The following is a 15,066-nucleotide window of genomic DNA, read 5'->3' on the forward strand; positions in this document are numbered from 1 at the left end:
CGAGCACACCGCTCATCCGGCGAAGCATGAACCGAGCGGGACCAATCTGTTCGACGCCCAACAGGCGACTGCCATGTTGCGCCACATGATCGAGGGAATGCCGCCAGCCGGCAATCTTTAGCGTTTGTGCCTGCGGCGTCGCCATGCCCGGCGGCGCCGCCATCCTGCTAAGCCCGCGACGCTTCGGCGTTCGCGGGCTTTCTTGTGTCGCACCGACAGCAGGCCGGCCGCGCGACCGGCCGAACCCGCGCAAACCGGCGTTTCGCGTAGTCGATGAGCGGGGATTCGATCGCGCGCCAGCTGATCTCGGCAAGGACGCAGACGATCGGAAGCGCGATGAGACCCGACCATGCACCAAAATCGAGGGACAGGAAGATGTTCAGCACGATCAGGTGGAAGAGATAGAGCGCATAGCAGCGGCGCCCGGGCCAGATGAACGGCTTGAGCAACACCGTCTTCTGTACGTTGATCCCGGCCCACACGATGACGCCGCAGGCGAACGCCGATATCCCGAGGAAGGAGAACGGTCCAAACGCCGCCGCATAGGTCAAATCGCAAAGCATCGGCACGCAGGCGAGCGCTGCCCACACTAGAGGGGAGCGGCAGTAGCCGCGCACAAAGCACGCCAGCAAAACGCCGCCGAACAGCTCGTCGAGCCGGCAGGGCAGCAAGAACTCCCAGGAGAGGTCGGGCAGGTGCGCGTGGAACAGCCAGCGACTGACCGGGGCGATCAGCACGCCGCACCAGAGGACGCGGACCAGCCATTCCCGCGGCAGCGACCAGATCAGGAGCGGCAGGATCAGGTAAAACTGCTCCTCGATCGCGAGTGTCCAGCTGACGAATGTCGGCTCGGTCATGGGATAACCGAACTGCAACCACGGCACGGCCTGCAGGAAGAACAGGTAATAGCCCCAGTGACCGGGCGTCGCGATCAACAGCAGCAGCCAGTACAGCGGCAGGATCCGGAACGCGCGCCGGCCATAGAACGACGAGAAGTAACCGCGCTGTTCGCGGCTATCGAGCAGGATGCCGCCGATCAAAAAGCCGCTGACGACGAAGAACAGGTCGACGCCCAGCATGCCGTACTTGAATTCGAAGTAGTGGCGGGCAATGACCGCCGAGATCGCGAGGCCCCTTAGCGCATCGAGCGATTCGGAGCGTGGCCCGGCAGAATCCTCCTCCGGGCGCGGACCAGCAATTGGACCCATGCTCAACCTGATATCAATTTCAATATGCGGCCACCCGTTGAGGTAGTTTGCAACCCTTACAGTCGTCCGGTTTCGTTGACAACTGAAGCGAGCAACGACCTTTCGTCTAAGGTTACCGGCCGCGGCAGCCTCGGGCTGCTCGATATTGCCCGGTCTTCCGCCTCCCGCTAGCCGCGGCCGGCGATGTGGTCGGCGAGCACGGCGGCATCGTCGCCGACGCCTGACAGGAACGAGGATTTCATCTTCGACAGCCATTGCAGGCCGAGGAAATAGAGGCCCGGCACGTCGGAGACGCCGTGGCGATGTCGCGGCGCCCCGTCGGCATCCAGCACCGGTATGTCGATCCAGTTCAGATCGAGACCGTAGCCGGTGGCCCAGATCACGCTCCTGATCCGCGCGGCGCGGAGGTCGATCGCGTCGAGCGGCGCGGTGAGGCACGGCGGATCGGGCAGGCGGAGGCGCGCCAAGGGATCTTCGGGATGATCGAGGCCGCGCGCCGCGACGAAGTCGTCGACGATCCCGAGGAAGGTCGCGTAATAGGCGTCGCCATCGGCGATGTTGGCGGCGAGATCGGGCGCGATCTCCAGCACGCCGTCGCGCGCTGTCGTCACACGGCCGAGCAGGGTCACGCCGCCGGCGGCGAAGCGGCGGAAATCGACGGTGTGGCCGCCATGGGCGCCGGAAATCACCGGCAGCAGCCGCGACGGGCCGCGCTGCTCGACCGGCGTCCGGTCGATGCCCATCTCGGCCAGCCACCAGATCAGGTCGCGGCCGCGATAGCGGCGCGGCAGGCGGTTGTGACGTCCGACCGAGAGGAAGACCTCGCGGCCGGCGAGCATCAGCTCTTCGGCTATCTGCGCGCCCGAGGCGCCGGCACCGACCACCAGCACCGCGCCGTCAGGCAATTGCGCCGGATTTTTGTAGCCGGCGGCATCGATCTGGAACAGGCCGGGATGCTCGCGCAGCAGCGCGGGCCGCAGCGGCCGTTGATAGGGACCGGTGGCGATGACGACGTTGCGGGCTGCGATGCTGCCGCCGGCAAATTCGGCGAGGAAACCGCCGGCGTCGCGGCGCAGCTTCGTGACCGCGACACCGCAGCGGATCGGCGGCGCGACGAACGCGGCGTAGTTCTCGATGAAGGCGATGATGGCAGCGGTGTCCGAGAAGCCGTCGGGATCGCTGTGCGGAAACGCGAAATCCGGTAGCCGCACCGACCAGTTCGGAAACTGGAACATGAGGCCGTCCCAGCGTTCGCTGCGCCAGCGCTCGGCGATGCGCCCCCGCTCCAGCACCAGATGGGCGATGCCGCGCTGCTTCAGCCGATGGCTCATGGTGAGCCCGGCCTGGCCGCCGCCGATCACCAGCGTATCGACGGTCTCGTCAGGCACTGCGCGATCCCTTGCGGCGGGCCGCGGGCTCCGCCGCGGCGCGTATGATCCAGCGCCGGAACGCGGCGAAATCGCGCTGTTCGGCGTGGAAGCCGCGATAGACCAGATACCAGCGCATGCCCTTCGGCACGCTGAGCGCAAACGGCGCCACCAGCCGGCCGGCGGCGAGATCGTCGTCGATATAGGGCCGGATGCCCATCGCGATGCCGAGCCCGTCGCTAGCTGCCTGCAGCGCCTGGCCGTAAAACTGGAATTCCGGCCCGCGCGCGGTCAGGCGCGGCACGCCCGCGGCCTTCAGCCAGGACGGCCAGTCGTCGGGCGAATGCGCGACGCGGATCAGGCTCGGGCCCTTGAGGTCGGCGGGGCGCTTCAGGGTGTTGGCGAGCCGCGCCGTGCACACCGGCATCAGGTCGGCGGCAAACAGCGGCTCGGCGACGAGGCCCGGCCACTGGCCGTCGCCGAGCTGGATGCCGCAGCTCCAGTCGTCGGCGAAAGGCACCGCCATGCCGCCGGTCGTGATCCGCACCTCGATGTCGGGCTCCGCTTTGCGGAACTCGGCAAGGTGCGGGATCATCCATTTCAGCGCAAAGGTCGGTCCGACGCCGACGGTCAGCACCCGCGCGCTCGCGGATGCCGTGACCTGCGCGGTGAGGCTCGCCAGCGCGTCGAAGATCGGCGTCAGCCCGCCCTGATAGGCGCGGCCCGCCGGAGTGGTGACGAGGCGGTTGGCCTTGCGCTCGAACAGCGCGACGCCGAGCCGCTCCTCGAGCAGATGCACCATCCGGCTGATCGCGGCGGCCGAGACATTGAGCTCGCTGCCCGCCGCCGCGAAGCTGCCGGTCCGCGCCGCCGCTTCGAACGCCTTGATGCCGTTGAGGAAGAGCAGCCGCCGCATGAACCCTCAGGAAAACTGATGCAAGGTCAAGATAACTCAGTTTGCCGGAAGAGGCCAAGCGGCGCAGAAATACCGGAGACAGTGAATCCCTGCTGACCCCGGCGAGGACCACATGACAGAGACCACAGACGCCCTGGTGCTCGATCTCGTGGAATGGGTGGCGCGCGAGCCGCGGTCTTATGCCGAGGTGCTCGAGGTCTGGCGCACCTCATGCCCGCGGCTGACGATCTGGGAGGACGCCGTCGATCGCGGCTACGTCGCGCGCCGTCCCTCGGTCGAGGGCATACGGGTAATGGTGACGGAAAGCGGCGAGACATTCTTGCGCGCGCGGGCGGATGCTTTGAGGCCGACCGCTGCCGTCATTGTCACCTCTCCCATCGGGGAGAGGTGCACCGATCGCGTTGGTTGGAATTGCCAATCTCTGATGTCAGCGTCCCGGCTCGGCGAGCCGTGGCCGGATGATCTCGACCATCCGGTCGGTCGACGTCCCCGGCGGAAAGAAGCCGAGATAATTGCCCTCGCGGTCCATCAAATAGATGTAGGCGGTGTGATCGACGGTGTAGTCGCCGGCATCCTTCAGCGGCACCCGCGCGAAATAGACCTTGTAGGCATCGGCGAGCTTGCGGATCGCATCCAGCTTGCCGGTCAGCCCGATCAGGCGCGGGTGGAACATCGGCACGTACTCCGCGAGATGCGCCGCGGTGTCGCGCTCGGGATCGACCGTGACGAAGATCGGTTGCACCTGGTCGCCGTCGTGGCCGAGCTTGTCGAGCACAAGCCCGATCGCCTGCAGATCGGTCGGGCAGACGTCTGGGCAGGTGGTGAAGCCGAAATAGATCAGCATCAGCTTGCCGCGAAACTCCTTGTCGGTGCGTTCATGGCCGGCCTGATCGGTCAGCGCGAACGGGCCGCCGACCGGCTCCCTGTTCCACATCAGGATGTCCATGATCTCGGCGGCCGAGCGCGCCGATTGCGGCGGCGCATCGGCGGCCAGCACCGGCGCCAGCGTCAGCCACAGGCCGGCGCCGGCGAATGCCAGGCCCGCGCCAGCGAATGCCAGGCCCGCGCCAGCGAATGCCAAGCCCGCGCCAGCGAATGCAATGACGCGCTGGATCGGCGCGATCATATGCCGAAGGAGAGGCGGTTGCCCGTCGTCGTGACCAGCACCTTGTCGCCCATCTGCGCGGTCGCCTCCTGCACGAAGTTGAGCCCGGAGCAGTGCATCGGGATCAGCACGTCGGGGTCGAGCTTCCTGATCTCGGCGACCACCTCGGTGAGGTAGTCCTTCGGCGCCGGCCCGAGATGGAAACCGCCGACGATGGCGTGCACCTTCTGGATACCGGAGACCTCCTGCGCCTGCTTCACCGAATTGACGATGCCGACATGGCCGCAGGACGAGATCACGACGAGGCCGAAGTCCCGAACGTTGAAGCAGGTGGCGTGCTCATGGATGTGCTCGTCGGGCACGATCTTGCCGTCCATCTCGGCCGGCAGATAGTGGCTGGCGTTGCAGCCGAGCCCGTCCTTGATGCCGAACTCGACCCAGGTCTGCGGCAACACACGCTCGATGCTGCGGCGGGTGATCTTGCCGGTGGTGAAGGCGTGGCCGGCGATCACGGTCGGGGTCTCGCACAGCACCGTGGTGACGCGCTGCGCCGCGAGCTGGCGGCGGTCGAGCGTGCCGAAATCGTTGAACTGGCCCTTGGTCGGCGTTGCGCTGACGCGGTGGCAGAAATTGTCCTCGCCGCCGGCATAGAGCTTCACGTCGGCCGGCAGCTTGTCGCGGAATTTGTCGAGGAGGCCGTTGAGGCCGCCGAAATGGTCGTAATGCCCGTGGCTCACGATCAGGGCATCGAGCTTCGCCGGATCGACGCCGACCAGCGCCATATTGTTGAGCAGCACTTCCGGCGTGTAGCCGTAGTCGAGCATCAGCGTGCGCTGCGCGCCCTTGGCCTCCGACTCCAGCCACAGCGACAGGCCCCATTCATTGTGCAGCGACTTCTGGTAGTCGGCGGAGCGCGGCGGCGGCGCGATGGTGACGCCGCCCGACTGCTTCGGCTTGAAGAACAAATCGAAGCTGGAATCGACCAGCACGCGGATCGAGAGCTTGTCGACGGTCGGCACCTCGATCGGTGCGGCGCTCGCGATCTCGACGCAGGAGAAGGCGCCCGCGGCTGCGGCGCCGGCGAGCGCCGCCGAACCTTTCAGGAAATCACGTCGTGCCAAATCCCGTGTCATCGCAATCCCCCGTGTTTTGAAAACTTTTCAATACCAAACACGTTGAGCCTAGGAGCAATCGGGACGCGGCTCAATCGGGCACTTGCACTGCTTGCAGATCACATTCGCGCGCGGTGCAATGCGCGCGCCATTGACTTGGCTGCGGTTATGCGCCCAAGTCAATGCATTCGCATCTTTCTCGCCGATGCGCGGCATCGGCAGTCCCTGGCAATGCAGGATCACGCCCATGATCGATCTCCACTACTGGTCCACGCCGAACGGTCACAAGGTAACGATGTTCCTTGAGGAGACCGGATTGGAGTACAGGATTTTCCCGGTGAACATCGGCAAAGGCGATCAGTTCAAGCCGGACTTTTTGCAGATCGCGCCGAACAACCGCATCCCCGCAATTCTCGATCACACGCCGAAGGGCGGTGGCAAGCCGCTACAGCTGTTCGAGTCCGGCGCGATCCTGCTCTATCTCGCCGAGAAGACCGGACAATTCCTGCCGGCCGATATCCATGGCCGCTATGACGCGATCCAGTGGACGTTCTGGCAGATGGGCGGGCTCGGGCCGATGGCGGGGCAGAACCACCACTTCCGCAACTACGCCGTCGAGAAGCTGCCTTACGCGATCGACCGCTATGTCAACGAGACCAACCGGCTCTACGGCGTGCTCAACAAGCGGCTCGCCGACCGCGAATTCGTCGCCGGCGACTACTCGATCGCCGACATGGCGAGCTATCCGTGGGTCGTGCCCTACAAGAACCAGGGCCAGGAGATCGACGATTTCCCGCATCTGAAGCGCTGGTTGGAGACGATCGGCAAGCGCCCGGCGACCGTGCGCGCCTATGCCAAGGCGAAGGAGGTCAATCCGAATTTCGGCCAGCCCGCGATTCGCACCGAGGAAGAGCGCAAGCTCTTGTTCGGGCAGACCGCGGCCGTGGTGCGGTAGGGCGAACTCCTCCGTCATTGCGAGGAGCGAAGCGACGAAGCAATCCATCTTTCCGCGTATGCGGGTCGATGGATTGCTTCGCTTCGCTCGCAATGACGGATGTAGCACTCGCGGGTTTTCAAGCCCCGACATACCTCGCCGGCCGCCGTTCCTTCCACGCCGCGAGCCCCTCGGCGAGATCGCGGCCCGGCACCAGCGCGGCGAACTGCTCGCTCTCGACCAAAAGGCCCTCGGCAATCGGCATGTTGAGCCCGCGAGTCACCGCGGTGATGGTGCCGGCGACCGATCCGGGCGAATGCCTGGTGATCCGGCCGGCGAGTTCGCGCGCGGCGGTCAGCAGCTGATCGTGCGGCACGACCTGATTGACCAGCCCGATCTCGCGCGCATGCTCGGGCGGGAACGGATCGCCCGTCAGCAGCAATTCAAGTCCGCGCTTGCGTCCCGCCAGCCGTGGCAGTCGCTGCGTGCCGCCGAAGGTCGGCGGCATGCCGAGCTTGATCTCGGGCTTTGCAAATTGCGCGCGGTCGCTGGCGACAGCGAGATGCACCGCCTCGGTGATCTCGCAGCCGCCGCCGAAGGCGAGCCCGTTGATTGCGGCGATCACGGGCTTCTTGAATGCCTCGAGCCGCGCGGTCATGGCTTGGCCGCGGCGGACGAAGTCGCGCACCGCGACGGCGGAGCCCTGCTTTACGCTCTCGGAAAACTCCTTGATGTCGGCGCCGGCCGAGAAGGCGCGCTCGCCGGCCCCGGTCAAAATCACGGCGCGCACCTCAGCGTCGCCCTCGATGCGGTCGAGCGCGGCCATCAGCTGATCGATCAGTGCATAATTCAGCGCGTTGAGTTGCTCCGGACGATTCAGGGTGATCAGGGCGATCCCGTCGGTGATATCGAGCAGGATGGGTTCGGGCATGATGCAGTCTCCAGCAATTGTGTGTCGGGCCGAATGTAGGGCTAGCTGCAATTTGTGTATATTCACTGGTTAGTATACATACGCAGAATGCCCAGACCTTCCGAGCCCACCCGCGAGCGCATCGTCCAGGCGGCAAGCGCGCTGTTCTACAATGAAGGGATCCGCCGCGTCAGCGTCGACGAGGTCGCGGCCAAGGCCGGCCTGACCAAGCGCACGCTGTACTATCACTTCAAGAGCAAGGACGATCTGGTCGCTGCCTATCTCGCCGCGCGCGACCAGCCCAATCTCGCGCTGTTCCGAAAGTGGTTCGCGGAGGCCGAGGGCGGCCTGGCGGTGAAGGTCGAGGCGATCTTCAAGAACCTCGCGCGCTCGGCGCGGCATCCGAAGTGGAAGGGCTGCGGCTTCCTGCGCACCTCCGCGGAGCTCGCCAACATGCCCGGGCATCCCGCGATCCGGATCGGTGCCGCGCACAAGAAGAAGTTCGAGGATTGGCTGCGCGCGACCTTCGCGGAGCAGGGCATCGCCGATCCGCTCAAACTGGCGCGGCAGATCCTCTTGCTGCTGGACGGATCGTTCGCCGTGGTGCTGCTGCATCGCGACCCGAGCTACATGGAGACCGCCGGCGAGGCCGCGCGCAAACTGATCGAGACGGCGCTGGGGAAGCAGGGCGTAAGCGGGGTTAGGACATGACGAGAGTAGGTTGAATGGTAGTCGCGAAGGCGGTGCGCTCCCTGCCCCGCAAGCGGGAGAGGTGCAGCAGCCTGCGGCGAGACCGTCTCGCAATGACGGCTAAAGCGCGCCGCGCTCCTGCAGCAGCGCCAGCACGGCGTTGAGGTCCGGCAACACGGCTGCGCATTTCGCGCGGGTCTCGTCGGTCGGCGGCGCCATGTCCGGCACCATCAGCGTGATCGCGCCGGCGGCGTGGGCGGCGGCGACGCCGTGGTTGGAGTCTTCCACCGCGATGCAGGACGCCGGCCTCACGCCGAGCCGCGCGGCGGCCTTGAGATAGAGCTCGGGATCCGGCTTGCCCTGCGCGACATCGTCAAGCGTCAGCAGCGTGTCGAAGCGCGCGCGGATGCCGGCGAGGGTGAGGTTGCGTTCGGCCGAACGGCGCGATGACGAGGTGACGATCGCCATCGGGCGCTCCGCAAGCGCGAGCGCATCGAGCAGAGCGAGCGTGCCTGATTTGAGCGGCAGGCCCGACCGCATCATCCGATCGCGATGTTCGAGAAACGCTTGGTTGACGTCCGCGAGCGGAAACGCCGCGCCGTAATGGTCGCGCAGCATCGCCTCGCAGACCGGGCCGGGAAGCCCGACCATGGAGTGGCACAGCGCGACGACGTCGTCGGTGTAGCCGCACACGTTCAGCGCCGCGACCAGGCTGTCGAAGTAAACCTTCTCGGTGTCGAGCAGCGTGCCGTCCATGTCGAGCAGGACGGCGTCGACGGTCCAGCGTGCGTTCACGTGGCGCTCACCGCTGCTTGCTGTTCCGCGAGCTTCCGCAAGCATGCGGGGCACAGGCAGTCGCCGCCGTCGGTCGGCATCGGCAGGCGAAAACTCTCATCGCAGCACCAGCATGCTCCGGTGAGCGAGCAGGAAAATTCGCTGCCGCATGCCGTGCAGGCAAGCTGGCGCGGAGATGCTGGTTTGGAACGATCGTTTGACGAGAGGTCCATTCTAACCGCGATTTAATGCGCGAATTAATCTCGGGTTCATCCCGGACCGCGCTATGATGCCAGGCAACTGATATAGCCGGGATAGGCCGTTAAGGGAATTCTGATGGCCCGTGATTCGCAAGCCGCGCTGGTTGCCCTCAACCGGTTTGGATTCGGTGCCCGCGGCGGGGCGTCCGGCGACTTCATCAACGCCGCCTCCGATCCGCGCGGTTTCGTGCTGGCGGAACTGGCGCGTCCGAACGGCGCGCTGCTCGAAGTGCCGGGCCTGCTCTCGACGCCGGAGCTCGGCAAGCAGGTGTTCGACTATCAGTTCGAGATCCAGCAGGCGCGCAATGCCGCGAAGGTCGCGCAGCAAGGCGCGAGCGAGACACCGCCGCAAGGGTCCGACGCAAAGCCGGCGCAGCGGCGCAATCTGTCGCTGTCCACGGCCGCCAAGGAGATCGCCGGCAAGGATCCGGCGATGCAGGCGCAGGGCGCCGATGGCGCCAACGCGGCGATGACGCCGTCGGCTCCGATGCAGCCTCCGACGATGCAGACGGTGCCCGGTCCCCCCAAGCCGCCTGCGCAACCGCTCAACATCATCCAGAAGACGTTCCGCGCCGAGGCGCTGGCGCGCCTGCAGCGCGGCGTGGTCGCCGATTGCGGCTTCGTCGAACGGCTTGTGGTGTTCTGGTCCAACCACTTCTGCATCTCCGCCAACAAGGGCGCGCTGGCGCGGATGTGGGCCGGCTCGTTCGAGCGCGAGGCGATCCGTCCGCATGTGCTCGGCCATTTCCCGGATATGCTGAAGGCCGTCGAGCAGCACCCAGCGATGCTGTTCTTTCTCGACAACCAGCAATCGCTCGGCCCGGAGTCGCGCGCCGGCATCAACCGCAATCGCGGCCTGAACGAGAATCTCGCGCGCGAGATCATGGAGCTGCATACGCTCGGCGTCGGCGGCGGCTACACCCAGGACGATGTGACGGCGCTGGCGCGCGTCATCACCGGCTGGACCTTTGCCGGCCGCCGTGGCCAGTTAGGTGTGCCCGGCAGTTTCGTGTTCAACGCCAATGCGCACCAGCCCGGACCGCAGCAGGTGCTCGGCAAGAGCTACGCGCAGGCGGGCGTCGCGCAGGGCGAGGCGGTGCTGTCGGACATCGCGCGGCATCCCTCGACCGCAAAATTCATTGCGACCAAACTCGCGCGCCACTTCGTCGCCGACGATCCGCCGCCGGCGCTGGTGGCGAGGTTGCAGGATATGTTCACGAAAACGGACGGCGATCTCAGGGCGCTGGCCACCGCGCTCCTTCAGTCCAGCGAGGCTTGGCAGGCGCCACTGACAAAGATGCGTTCGCCTTACGAATTCCTGGTCGCCTCCGGCCGCCTGCTGGCGCGCAATCCGGAGGATCCGGGCCGCTATCTCAACGGCCTCAACGTGCTGGGCCACCCCTTGTGGTCCCCGGCCGGGCCGAACGGTTTTCCGGACACCGCCGCGGCCTGGGCGGCACCTGAAGGCGTCAAGCTCAGGCTCGACATCTCGGCGCAAGTCGCCTCCCAACTCGCCGACCGGTTCGACCCGCGCGACCTGCTCGAGCTCGTTGCCGCCGATGCCGCCTCGCCCGAGACGCGGCGCACCATCGAGCGCGCGGAATCGCGGCAGCAGGCGCTGGCCCTGCTGTTGATGTCGCCCGAGTTCCAGAGGAGATGACGATGGAATGCTCCGAGAGCCTAATGCTGCAGGCGACGTCGCGGCGCGCGCTGCTGCTCGGCGGCGCCTCCTTTGCGGCTTGGGCCTACTTGCCGAAATTCGCGCGCGCCGCCGATGGCCGCGATCCGCGCTTCGTCACCATCATCCTGCGCGGTGCACTCGACGGCCTCGCCACGGTCGCACCGGTCGGCGACCCTGATTATGCCGGCCTACATGGCGCGATCGCGTTGAGGGCCGATGGGCCGAACGCGGCGGTGATGCTCGATCAGTTCTTCGGCCTGCATCCGGCGATGCCGGAATTTTCGCGGATGTATCGCGCCAAGCAGGCCGCGGTGGTTCATGCGGTGGCAACCTCCTATCGCGATCGCTCGCATTTCGACGGCCAGGACGTGCTGGAAAGCGGCTTTCCCGGTCCGGGCCGCGTGCAGTCCGGCTGGCTCAACCGCGCGCTGGAGGCGCTGCCGAAAGGCGAGCGGGTGACGAGCGCGCTCGCGGTCGGCCCGACCACGCCGCTGGTGCTGCGCGGCGCCGCGCCGACCGTCGGCTGGGCCCCGACCGCGCTGCCGCAAGCCGCCGACGACACCGCGATGCGGCTGCTCGATCTCTATCAGCACCGCGATCCGGCGCTGGCGAGCGCGCTGACGCAAGGCTTGCAGCTCGAGAAGCAGGCGCAGGGCGAGGAGATGAAGCCGAAGCCCGGGGCGGGCGGCGTGGCGGCGATGCGCCTCGTGGCGCGGGGCGCCGCGAAATTGATGGCGGCCGATGACGGCCCGAGGATCGGCGCGCTCGCCTTCGACGGCTGGGATACCCATGCCAATGAAGGCGGGCCCGTCGGCCGCCTCGCGCAACTGCTCGGCGGCCTCGACGGCGCGCTGGCGGAATTTCAGAGCGGCCTCGGCGCGCGCTGGCGCGACACCGTGATCGTGGTCGCGACCGAGTTCGGCCGCACCGCGCGCATCAACGGCACCGAGGGCACCGACCACGGCACCGGCACCATCGCGCTGCTCGCCGGCGGCGCGGTGAATGGCGGCCGCATGATCACCGACTGGCCCGGCCTCAAGCCGGCCAATCTCTACCAGGCCCGCGACCTCGCCCCGACCACCGACCTGCGCGCTGTGATCAAGGGCGTGCTGCACGACCAGTTCGGCCTCGGCGAGCGCGTGCTGGCCGATGCCGTGTTTCCGGACAGCGCCCCGGTAAAGCCGATGAAGGGGCTGGTGGCTTGACTTCCTCAACCTCTCCCCGCTCTTTGCGGGGAGAGGTCGGAAGCGACGCATCGCGTTGCTTCCGGGTGAGGGGCAGGGCAATGCGTGGCCGCAAGGAAACACCTATCCGACTCGCGAGAGGGCTGCGCGCCAATCAAACGGACGCGGAGACCGTGCTTTGGAATCGCATCCGCAATCGCCAGATTGATGGCCATAAGTTCGCACGGCAGGTGCCGGTCGGGAGTTACATTTGCGACTTCGTCTGCCGCGAGCGACGGCTCGTGATCGAAGTGGATGGCGGTCAGCACGCGGACTCAGCTGCAGATGTGGTCCGGGACCGGTATCTCACCGGGGAGGGCTATCGCGTGCTTCGCTTCTGGAACAACGATGTGCTCGGCAACGTCGAGGGTGTGTTGATTACAATTCAGACTGAGTTGCGCGGATAGATGCCCCTCACCCCAACCCTCTCCCCGTGAAGGACGGGGAGAGGGAGCGGAGAGAGTGCCGTTCGCTTCACGCCTTCGTTATCCCATCGATCTCCGCCATCTCCTCCGCGGAGAGCTTCCAGCTGATCGCCTTGACGTTCTGCTCGATCTGCTCGGGACGCGTCGCCCCGGCGATGACGCTTGCGACTTGCGGGCGGGCGGCGAGCCAGGAGAAGGCGAGCTCGAGCATGGCGTGGCCGCGCTCCCTGGCAAACGCCTGCAGCTTCTCGACGATGTCCTCGTTGCGCGGCGTGACGTAGCGATCCTTCAGGGCCGGCGCCTTGGCGAAGCGGGTATCGGCGGGTGCAGCGGCGCCGCGCTGGTACTTGCCGGTCAAGAGGCCGCTGGCGAGCGGGAAGAACGGCAGCAGGCCGAGATTGTATTGCTGCGTCGCCGGCAGCAGGTCCTTCTCGATGTCGCGCACCAGGAGGCTGTATTCGTCCTGGCAGGACACGAAGCGGTTCACGTTCATCTGGCGCGCGACGTACTCGGCTTCGGCGATCCGCCAAGCCGGGAAGTTGGAGTTGCCGATGTAGCGCACCTTGCCGTGGCGGACGAGATCGTCGAGCGCGCGCAGCGTCTCGTCGATCGGGGTGAGCGGATCGTAGTCGTGCTGCTGGTAGAGATCGATATAGTCGGTCTTCAGGCGAGTGAGGCTCGCTTCGACTGCGGACATGATGTAGCGCCGCGAGGCGCCCTGCTTGGTGCCGTCGGTCGCCATCGGCTTGGAGAATTTGGTGGCGAGCACGATGTCCTTGCGGCGGTCGCCCAGCACGGTGCCGAGCACGGTCTCCGAGCCGCCCATGCCGGCATAGATGTCGGCGGTGTCGAACAGCGTGATGCCGAGATCGATCGCCTTGTGGATCACCTTCCGCGAGGTCTCGAGGTCGGTGCGCTGGCCGAAATTGTTGCAGCCGAGGCCGACCGCGGACACGCGCAGCCCGGAGCCGCCGAGATTACGAATTTCCATGAGACAATCCTGTGGGATAGGCGAGGGGTGCCGCGTATTGTGACAAGCACACTAGCACTACTTTGGCAGATTGTGTTTTCGCCGCTGTTTTTCACGGATCTGCTTTCGGCAATATGGGCACTGCTGAGACGGCGGCCGAAGGATGAGATCGACGATGGCGTGACGTACGGCTGGCATGGTTGGCTGAGGCGGAGGCCCGTTGATTCTTTTTTTTCCGCCCCGCGTATGCGAGGCGACGATGTTGCAGGAAGGCGTAGGCAATCATTGTCATCAAGGCGTGGCGATGAAGACCTTGCCATGATCGCCCTTCGAAGTGATCAAGTCCAAGTTCCTCCTTCAACTGCTGATGCGCCTGCTCACAAATCCACCGTGCCTTGATGGTGGCGGCCAGCGTGCGCAGATCCGTCGCCGCCGGAAGGTTGGCCAGATAGTATTTCTTCTCCCCGGACGCACGTTGCTCGCCAATGAGCCAGGCTTCGTCGCCTGGCAGATGCTGCTGACCTTTATCCCATATCCGCTGCGGAGGGCCGTCGGCGGTCCGGACACGGAGAGCAGCAAATTGGGCTTTCAGCCGACCTTTCGTCCCGCTACGCCAACTCACGGTTTTCCATTTGGCGCTGGCGAGCATTTGTTCTGCGGCAATCGATAAGATATCGGGCACGTGGTGCTTTCGTGGTTTTCCGCGGACTTTGGTAATCGGCCAAATGAGCTTCACATCGACCGGATACACTTTCTGGTGCCGAGGGATGCCGACAGCCCAGGTCAGCCCGCGCTCTGTTAGCCCTTGTCGAAACGGTGCGCTGAGGCCGTATCCTGCATCCGCCAGCACACATCCAAAGCGCACGTTGGCTGCCATCGCGCGGTCAATCTCGGCTAGAGCAATCTCGGGCTTGGACCGTGCCGTTCGATGTTCGACTGGCACGCGAGCGCGCTTCAAACGAGATATGTCGCTTGTCCAACTGTCAGGCAGAAAGAGACGTAACGCGACCATCACGGGCACTTCGCCGCGAGCAAGCGTCAAAGACACCAGCGTTTGGCAATTTGCCGTTTTACCGAGAGCCGACGCGTATTGAGCCGCAACACCGACCGAGCGCTCACCCTTCTTGGGAAGTGAGGTGTCATCAATAACCAGCACCGCATCCCTGCCGCCGACAAGTCGGTCCGCCTGGTTGAGCAGCTCTGTCTCCAGCGGCGTCGCGTCCCAGACACCGTCCGCAATGAAATGGTGCAACTGGTCGTAGTTGCTCGTGGCAAGGCGTTCCGCCATCGGCTGAACGCTCTTGCGATCGCCCGGACCGATCAATCCCGCAACATACAGAGGACACATCCGCTGCCGGGTCTTATGACCCAGCCGGTCCAAGAACGGCATCAGCCAGCGTTCGAGTTCGTCTTCCCATCCGGGCATGGTCAGCCCTCCCAGAGCCGACCACCCATGAATCATTGAAAAATTGATTCGGGAATCCTATAAAA

15 protein-coding genes and 1 pseudogene are annotated in these 15,066 nt (G+C 65.7%); 6 read left to right on the forward strand and 10 right to left on the reverse strand.

What is annotated here, in order from left to right:
• Nucleotides 1-167: 167 nt before the first annotated feature.
• From ACVIYL_RS15460 to ACVIYL_RS15470, 3 genes are read right to left on the reverse strand one after another with little or no spacing between them, the layout of a single operon-like run.
• On the reverse strand, nt 168-1,463 hold the full coding sequence (locus ACVIYL_RS15460; RefSeq protein WP_456779055.1) for an acyltransferase family protein: 1,296 nt from the start codon (nt 1,461-1,463) through the stop codon (nt 168-170).
• Nucleotides 1,376-2,596, reverse strand: coding sequence for an NAD(P)-binding domain-containing protein (locus ACVIYL_RS15465; RefSeq protein ID WP_456779056.1), 1,221 nt, complete (start codon nt 2,594-2,596; stop codon nt 1,376-1,378). The genes ACVIYL_RS15460 and ACVIYL_RS15465 overlap by 88 nt, the downstream gene beginning before the upstream one ends.
• Entirely contained in the window at nt 2,589-3,491 is a 903-nt protein-coding gene (locus tag ACVIYL_RS15470) for a LysR substrate-binding domain-containing protein (protein WP_069276582.1), read from the reverse strand. The genes ACVIYL_RS15465 and ACVIYL_RS15470 overlap by 8 nt, the downstream gene beginning before the upstream one ends.
• A gap of 112 nt (nt 3,492-3,603) precedes the next feature.
• On the opposite strand from ACVIYL_RS15470, the pseudogene ACVIYL_RS15475 reads away from it, so the two are divergent.
• Nucleotides 3,604-3,816, forward strand: a pseudogene (locus ACVIYL_RS15475) (hypothetical protein); the annotation flags it as partial.
• Nucleotides 3,817-3,918: 102 nt separating this feature from the next.
• Here ACVIYL_RS15475 and ACVIYL_RS15480 read toward each other — a convergent pair.
• The 3 genes from ACVIYL_RS15480 to ACVIYL_RS15490 are packed head-to-tail and all read right to left on the reverse strand — an operon-like array spanning nt 3,919 to nt 5,957.
• Nucleotides 3,919-4,617: an SCO family protein gene (locus ACVIYL_RS15480; RefSeq protein ID WP_456779057.1), complete on the reverse strand. Its 699-nt coding sequence runs from the start codon at nt 4,615-4,617 to the stop codon at nt 3,919-3,921.
• A complete protein-coding gene (locus tag ACVIYL_RS15485; RefSeq protein ID WP_456779058.1) occupies nt 4,614-5,729 on the reverse strand; it encodes an MBL fold metallo-hydrolase in 1,116 nt (371 codons plus the stop codon). The genes ACVIYL_RS15480 and ACVIYL_RS15485 overlap by 4 nt, the downstream gene beginning before the upstream one ends.
• Nucleotides 5,730-5,777: 48 nt before the next feature.
• Nucleotides 5,778-5,957, reverse strand: coding sequence for a hypothetical protein (locus ACVIYL_RS15490; protein WP_456779059.1), 180 nt, complete (start codon nt 5,955-5,957; stop codon nt 5,778-5,780).
• Here ACVIYL_RS15490 and ACVIYL_RS15495 point away from each other — a divergent pair.
• Complete coding sequence (locus tag ACVIYL_RS15495; RefSeq protein ID WP_456779060.1) at nt 5,956-6,663, forward strand: glutathione binding-like protein; 708 nt, start codon at nt 5,956-5,958, stop codon at nt 6,661-6,663. The two genes, ACVIYL_RS15490 and ACVIYL_RS15495, sit on opposite strands and share 2 nt — an antisense overlap.
• Nucleotides 6,664-6,781: 118 nt before the next feature.
• Here ACVIYL_RS15495 and ACVIYL_RS15500 read toward each other — a convergent pair whose 3' ends face one another.
• Nucleotides 6,782-7,573, reverse strand: a complete 792-nt coding sequence (locus ACVIYL_RS15500) for a crotonase/enoyl-CoA hydratase family protein (RefSeq protein ID WP_456779061.1) — start codon at nt 7,571-7,573, stop codon at nt 6,782-6,784.
• A gap of 87 nt (nt 7,574-7,660) precedes the next feature.
• Between ACVIYL_RS15500 and ACVIYL_RS15505 the strand changes: the two genes are divergently transcribed.
• On the forward strand, nt 7,661-8,263 hold the full coding sequence (locus ACVIYL_RS15505; protein WP_456779062.1) for a TetR/AcrR family transcriptional regulator: 603 nt from the start codon (nt 7,661-7,663) through the stop codon (nt 8,261-8,263).
• A gap of 99 nt (nt 8,264-8,362) precedes the next feature.
• On the opposite strand, the gene ACVIYL_RS15510 is transcribed toward ACVIYL_RS15505, so the two are convergent.
• Complete coding sequence (locus tag ACVIYL_RS15510) at nt 8,363-9,037, reverse strand: HAD family hydrolase (RefSeq protein WP_229191216.1); 675 nt, start codon at nt 9,035-9,037, stop codon at nt 8,363-8,365.
• 315 nt (nt 9,038-9,352) lie between these two features.
• Between ACVIYL_RS15510 and ACVIYL_RS15515 the strand changes: the two genes are divergently transcribed.
• The 3 genes from ACVIYL_RS15515 to ACVIYL_RS15525 all read left to right on the forward strand — a co-directional run bounded on the left by ACVIYL_RS15515 (nt 9,353) and on the right by ACVIYL_RS15525 (nt 12,587).
• The gene (locus ACVIYL_RS15515) at nt 9,353-10,936 is read left to right on the forward strand and encodes a DUF1800 domain-containing protein (RefSeq protein ID WP_456779063.1); all 1,584 of its coding nucleotides are present in this window, start codon (nt 9,353-9,355) and stop codon (nt 10,934-10,936) included.
• Nucleotides 10,933-12,162 carry a DUF1501 domain-containing protein gene (locus ACVIYL_RS15520; protein WP_456779064.1) on the forward strand — a complete coding sequence of 410 codons (1,230 nt, stop codon included), beginning with the start codon at nt 10,933-10,935 and terminating at the stop codon, nt 12,160-12,162. The genes ACVIYL_RS15515 and ACVIYL_RS15520 overlap by 4 nt, the downstream gene beginning before the upstream one ends.
• 80 nt (nt 12,163-12,242) lie before the next feature.
• Complete coding sequence (locus ACVIYL_RS15525) at nt 12,243-12,587, forward strand: endonuclease domain-containing protein (RefSeq protein WP_253606874.1); 345 nt, start codon at nt 12,243-12,245, stop codon at nt 12,585-12,587.
• 67 nt (nt 12,588-12,654) lie between these two features.
• Here ACVIYL_RS15525 and ACVIYL_RS15530 read toward each other — a convergent pair whose 3' ends face one another.
• Nucleotides 12,655-13,596: an aldo/keto reductase gene (locus tag ACVIYL_RS15530; protein ID WP_456779065.1), complete on the reverse strand. Its 942-nt coding sequence runs from the start codon at nt 13,594-13,596 to the stop codon at nt 12,655-12,657.
• A gap of 91 nt (nt 13,597-13,687) precedes the next feature.
• The gene (locus tag ACVIYL_RS15535; protein WP_253605578.1) at nt 13,688-15,037 is read right to left on the reverse strand and encodes an IS701 family transposase; all 1,350 of its coding nucleotides are present in this window, start codon (nt 15,035-15,037) and stop codon (nt 13,688-13,690) included.
• Nucleotides 15,038-15,066: the final 29 nt, after the last annotated feature.

The sequence above is a fragment of the Bradyrhizobium sp. USDA 3315 genome (assembly GCF_054056795.1).

Coding starts and splice junctions, on each gene's coding strand:
- ACVIYL_RS15460 (WP_456779055.1), bottom strand. CDS start 1,463: ATGGCTGTCGAAGATGAAATCCTCGTTCCTGTCAGGCGTCGGCGACGA.
- ACVIYL_RS15470 (WP_069276582.1), bottom strand. CDS start 3,491: ATGCGGCGGCTGCTCTTCCTCAACGGCATCAAGGCGTTCGAAGCGGCG.
- ACVIYL_RS15480 (WP_456779057.1), bottom strand. CDS start 4,617: ATGATCGCGCCGATCCAGCGCGTCATTGCATTCGCTGGCGCGGGCTTG.
- ACVIYL_RS15485 (WP_456779058.1), bottom strand. CDS start 5,729: ATGACACGGGATTTGGCACGACGTGATTTCCTGAAAGGTTCGGCGGCG.
- ACVIYL_RS15495 (WP_456779060.1), top strand. CDS start 5,956: ATGATCGATCTCCACTACTGGTCCACGCCGAACGGTCACAAGGTAACG.
- ACVIYL_RS15490 (WP_456779059.1), bottom strand. CDS start 5,957: ATGGGCGTGATCCTGCATTGCCAGGGACTGCCGATGCCGCGCATCGGC.
- ACVIYL_RS15500 (WP_456779061.1), bottom strand. CDS start 7,573: ATGCCCGAACCCATCCTGCTCGATATCACCGACGGGATCGCCCTGATC.
- ACVIYL_RS15505 (WP_456779062.1), top strand. CDS start 7,661: ATGCCCAGACCTTCCGAGCCCACCCGCGAGCGCATCGTCCAGGCGGCA.
- ACVIYL_RS15515 (WP_456779063.1), top strand. CDS start 9,353: ATGGCCCGTGATTCGCAAGCCGCGCTGGTTGCCCTCAACCGGTTTGGA.
- ACVIYL_RS15520 (WP_456779064.1), top strand. CDS start 10,933: ATGACGATGGAATGCTCCGAGAGCCTAATGCTGCAGGCGACGTCGCGG.
- ACVIYL_RS15525 (WP_253606874.1), top strand. CDS start 12,243: ATGCGTGGCCGCAAGGAAACACCTATCCGACTCGCGAGAGGGCTGCGC.
- ACVIYL_RS15530 (WP_456779065.1), bottom strand. CDS start 13,596: ATGGAAATTCGTAATCTCGGCGGCTCCGGGCTGCGCGTGTCCGCGGTC.
- ACVIYL_RS15535 (WP_253605578.1), bottom strand. CDS start 15,037: ATGATTCATGGGTGGTCGGCTCTGGGAGGGCTGACCATGCCCGGATGG.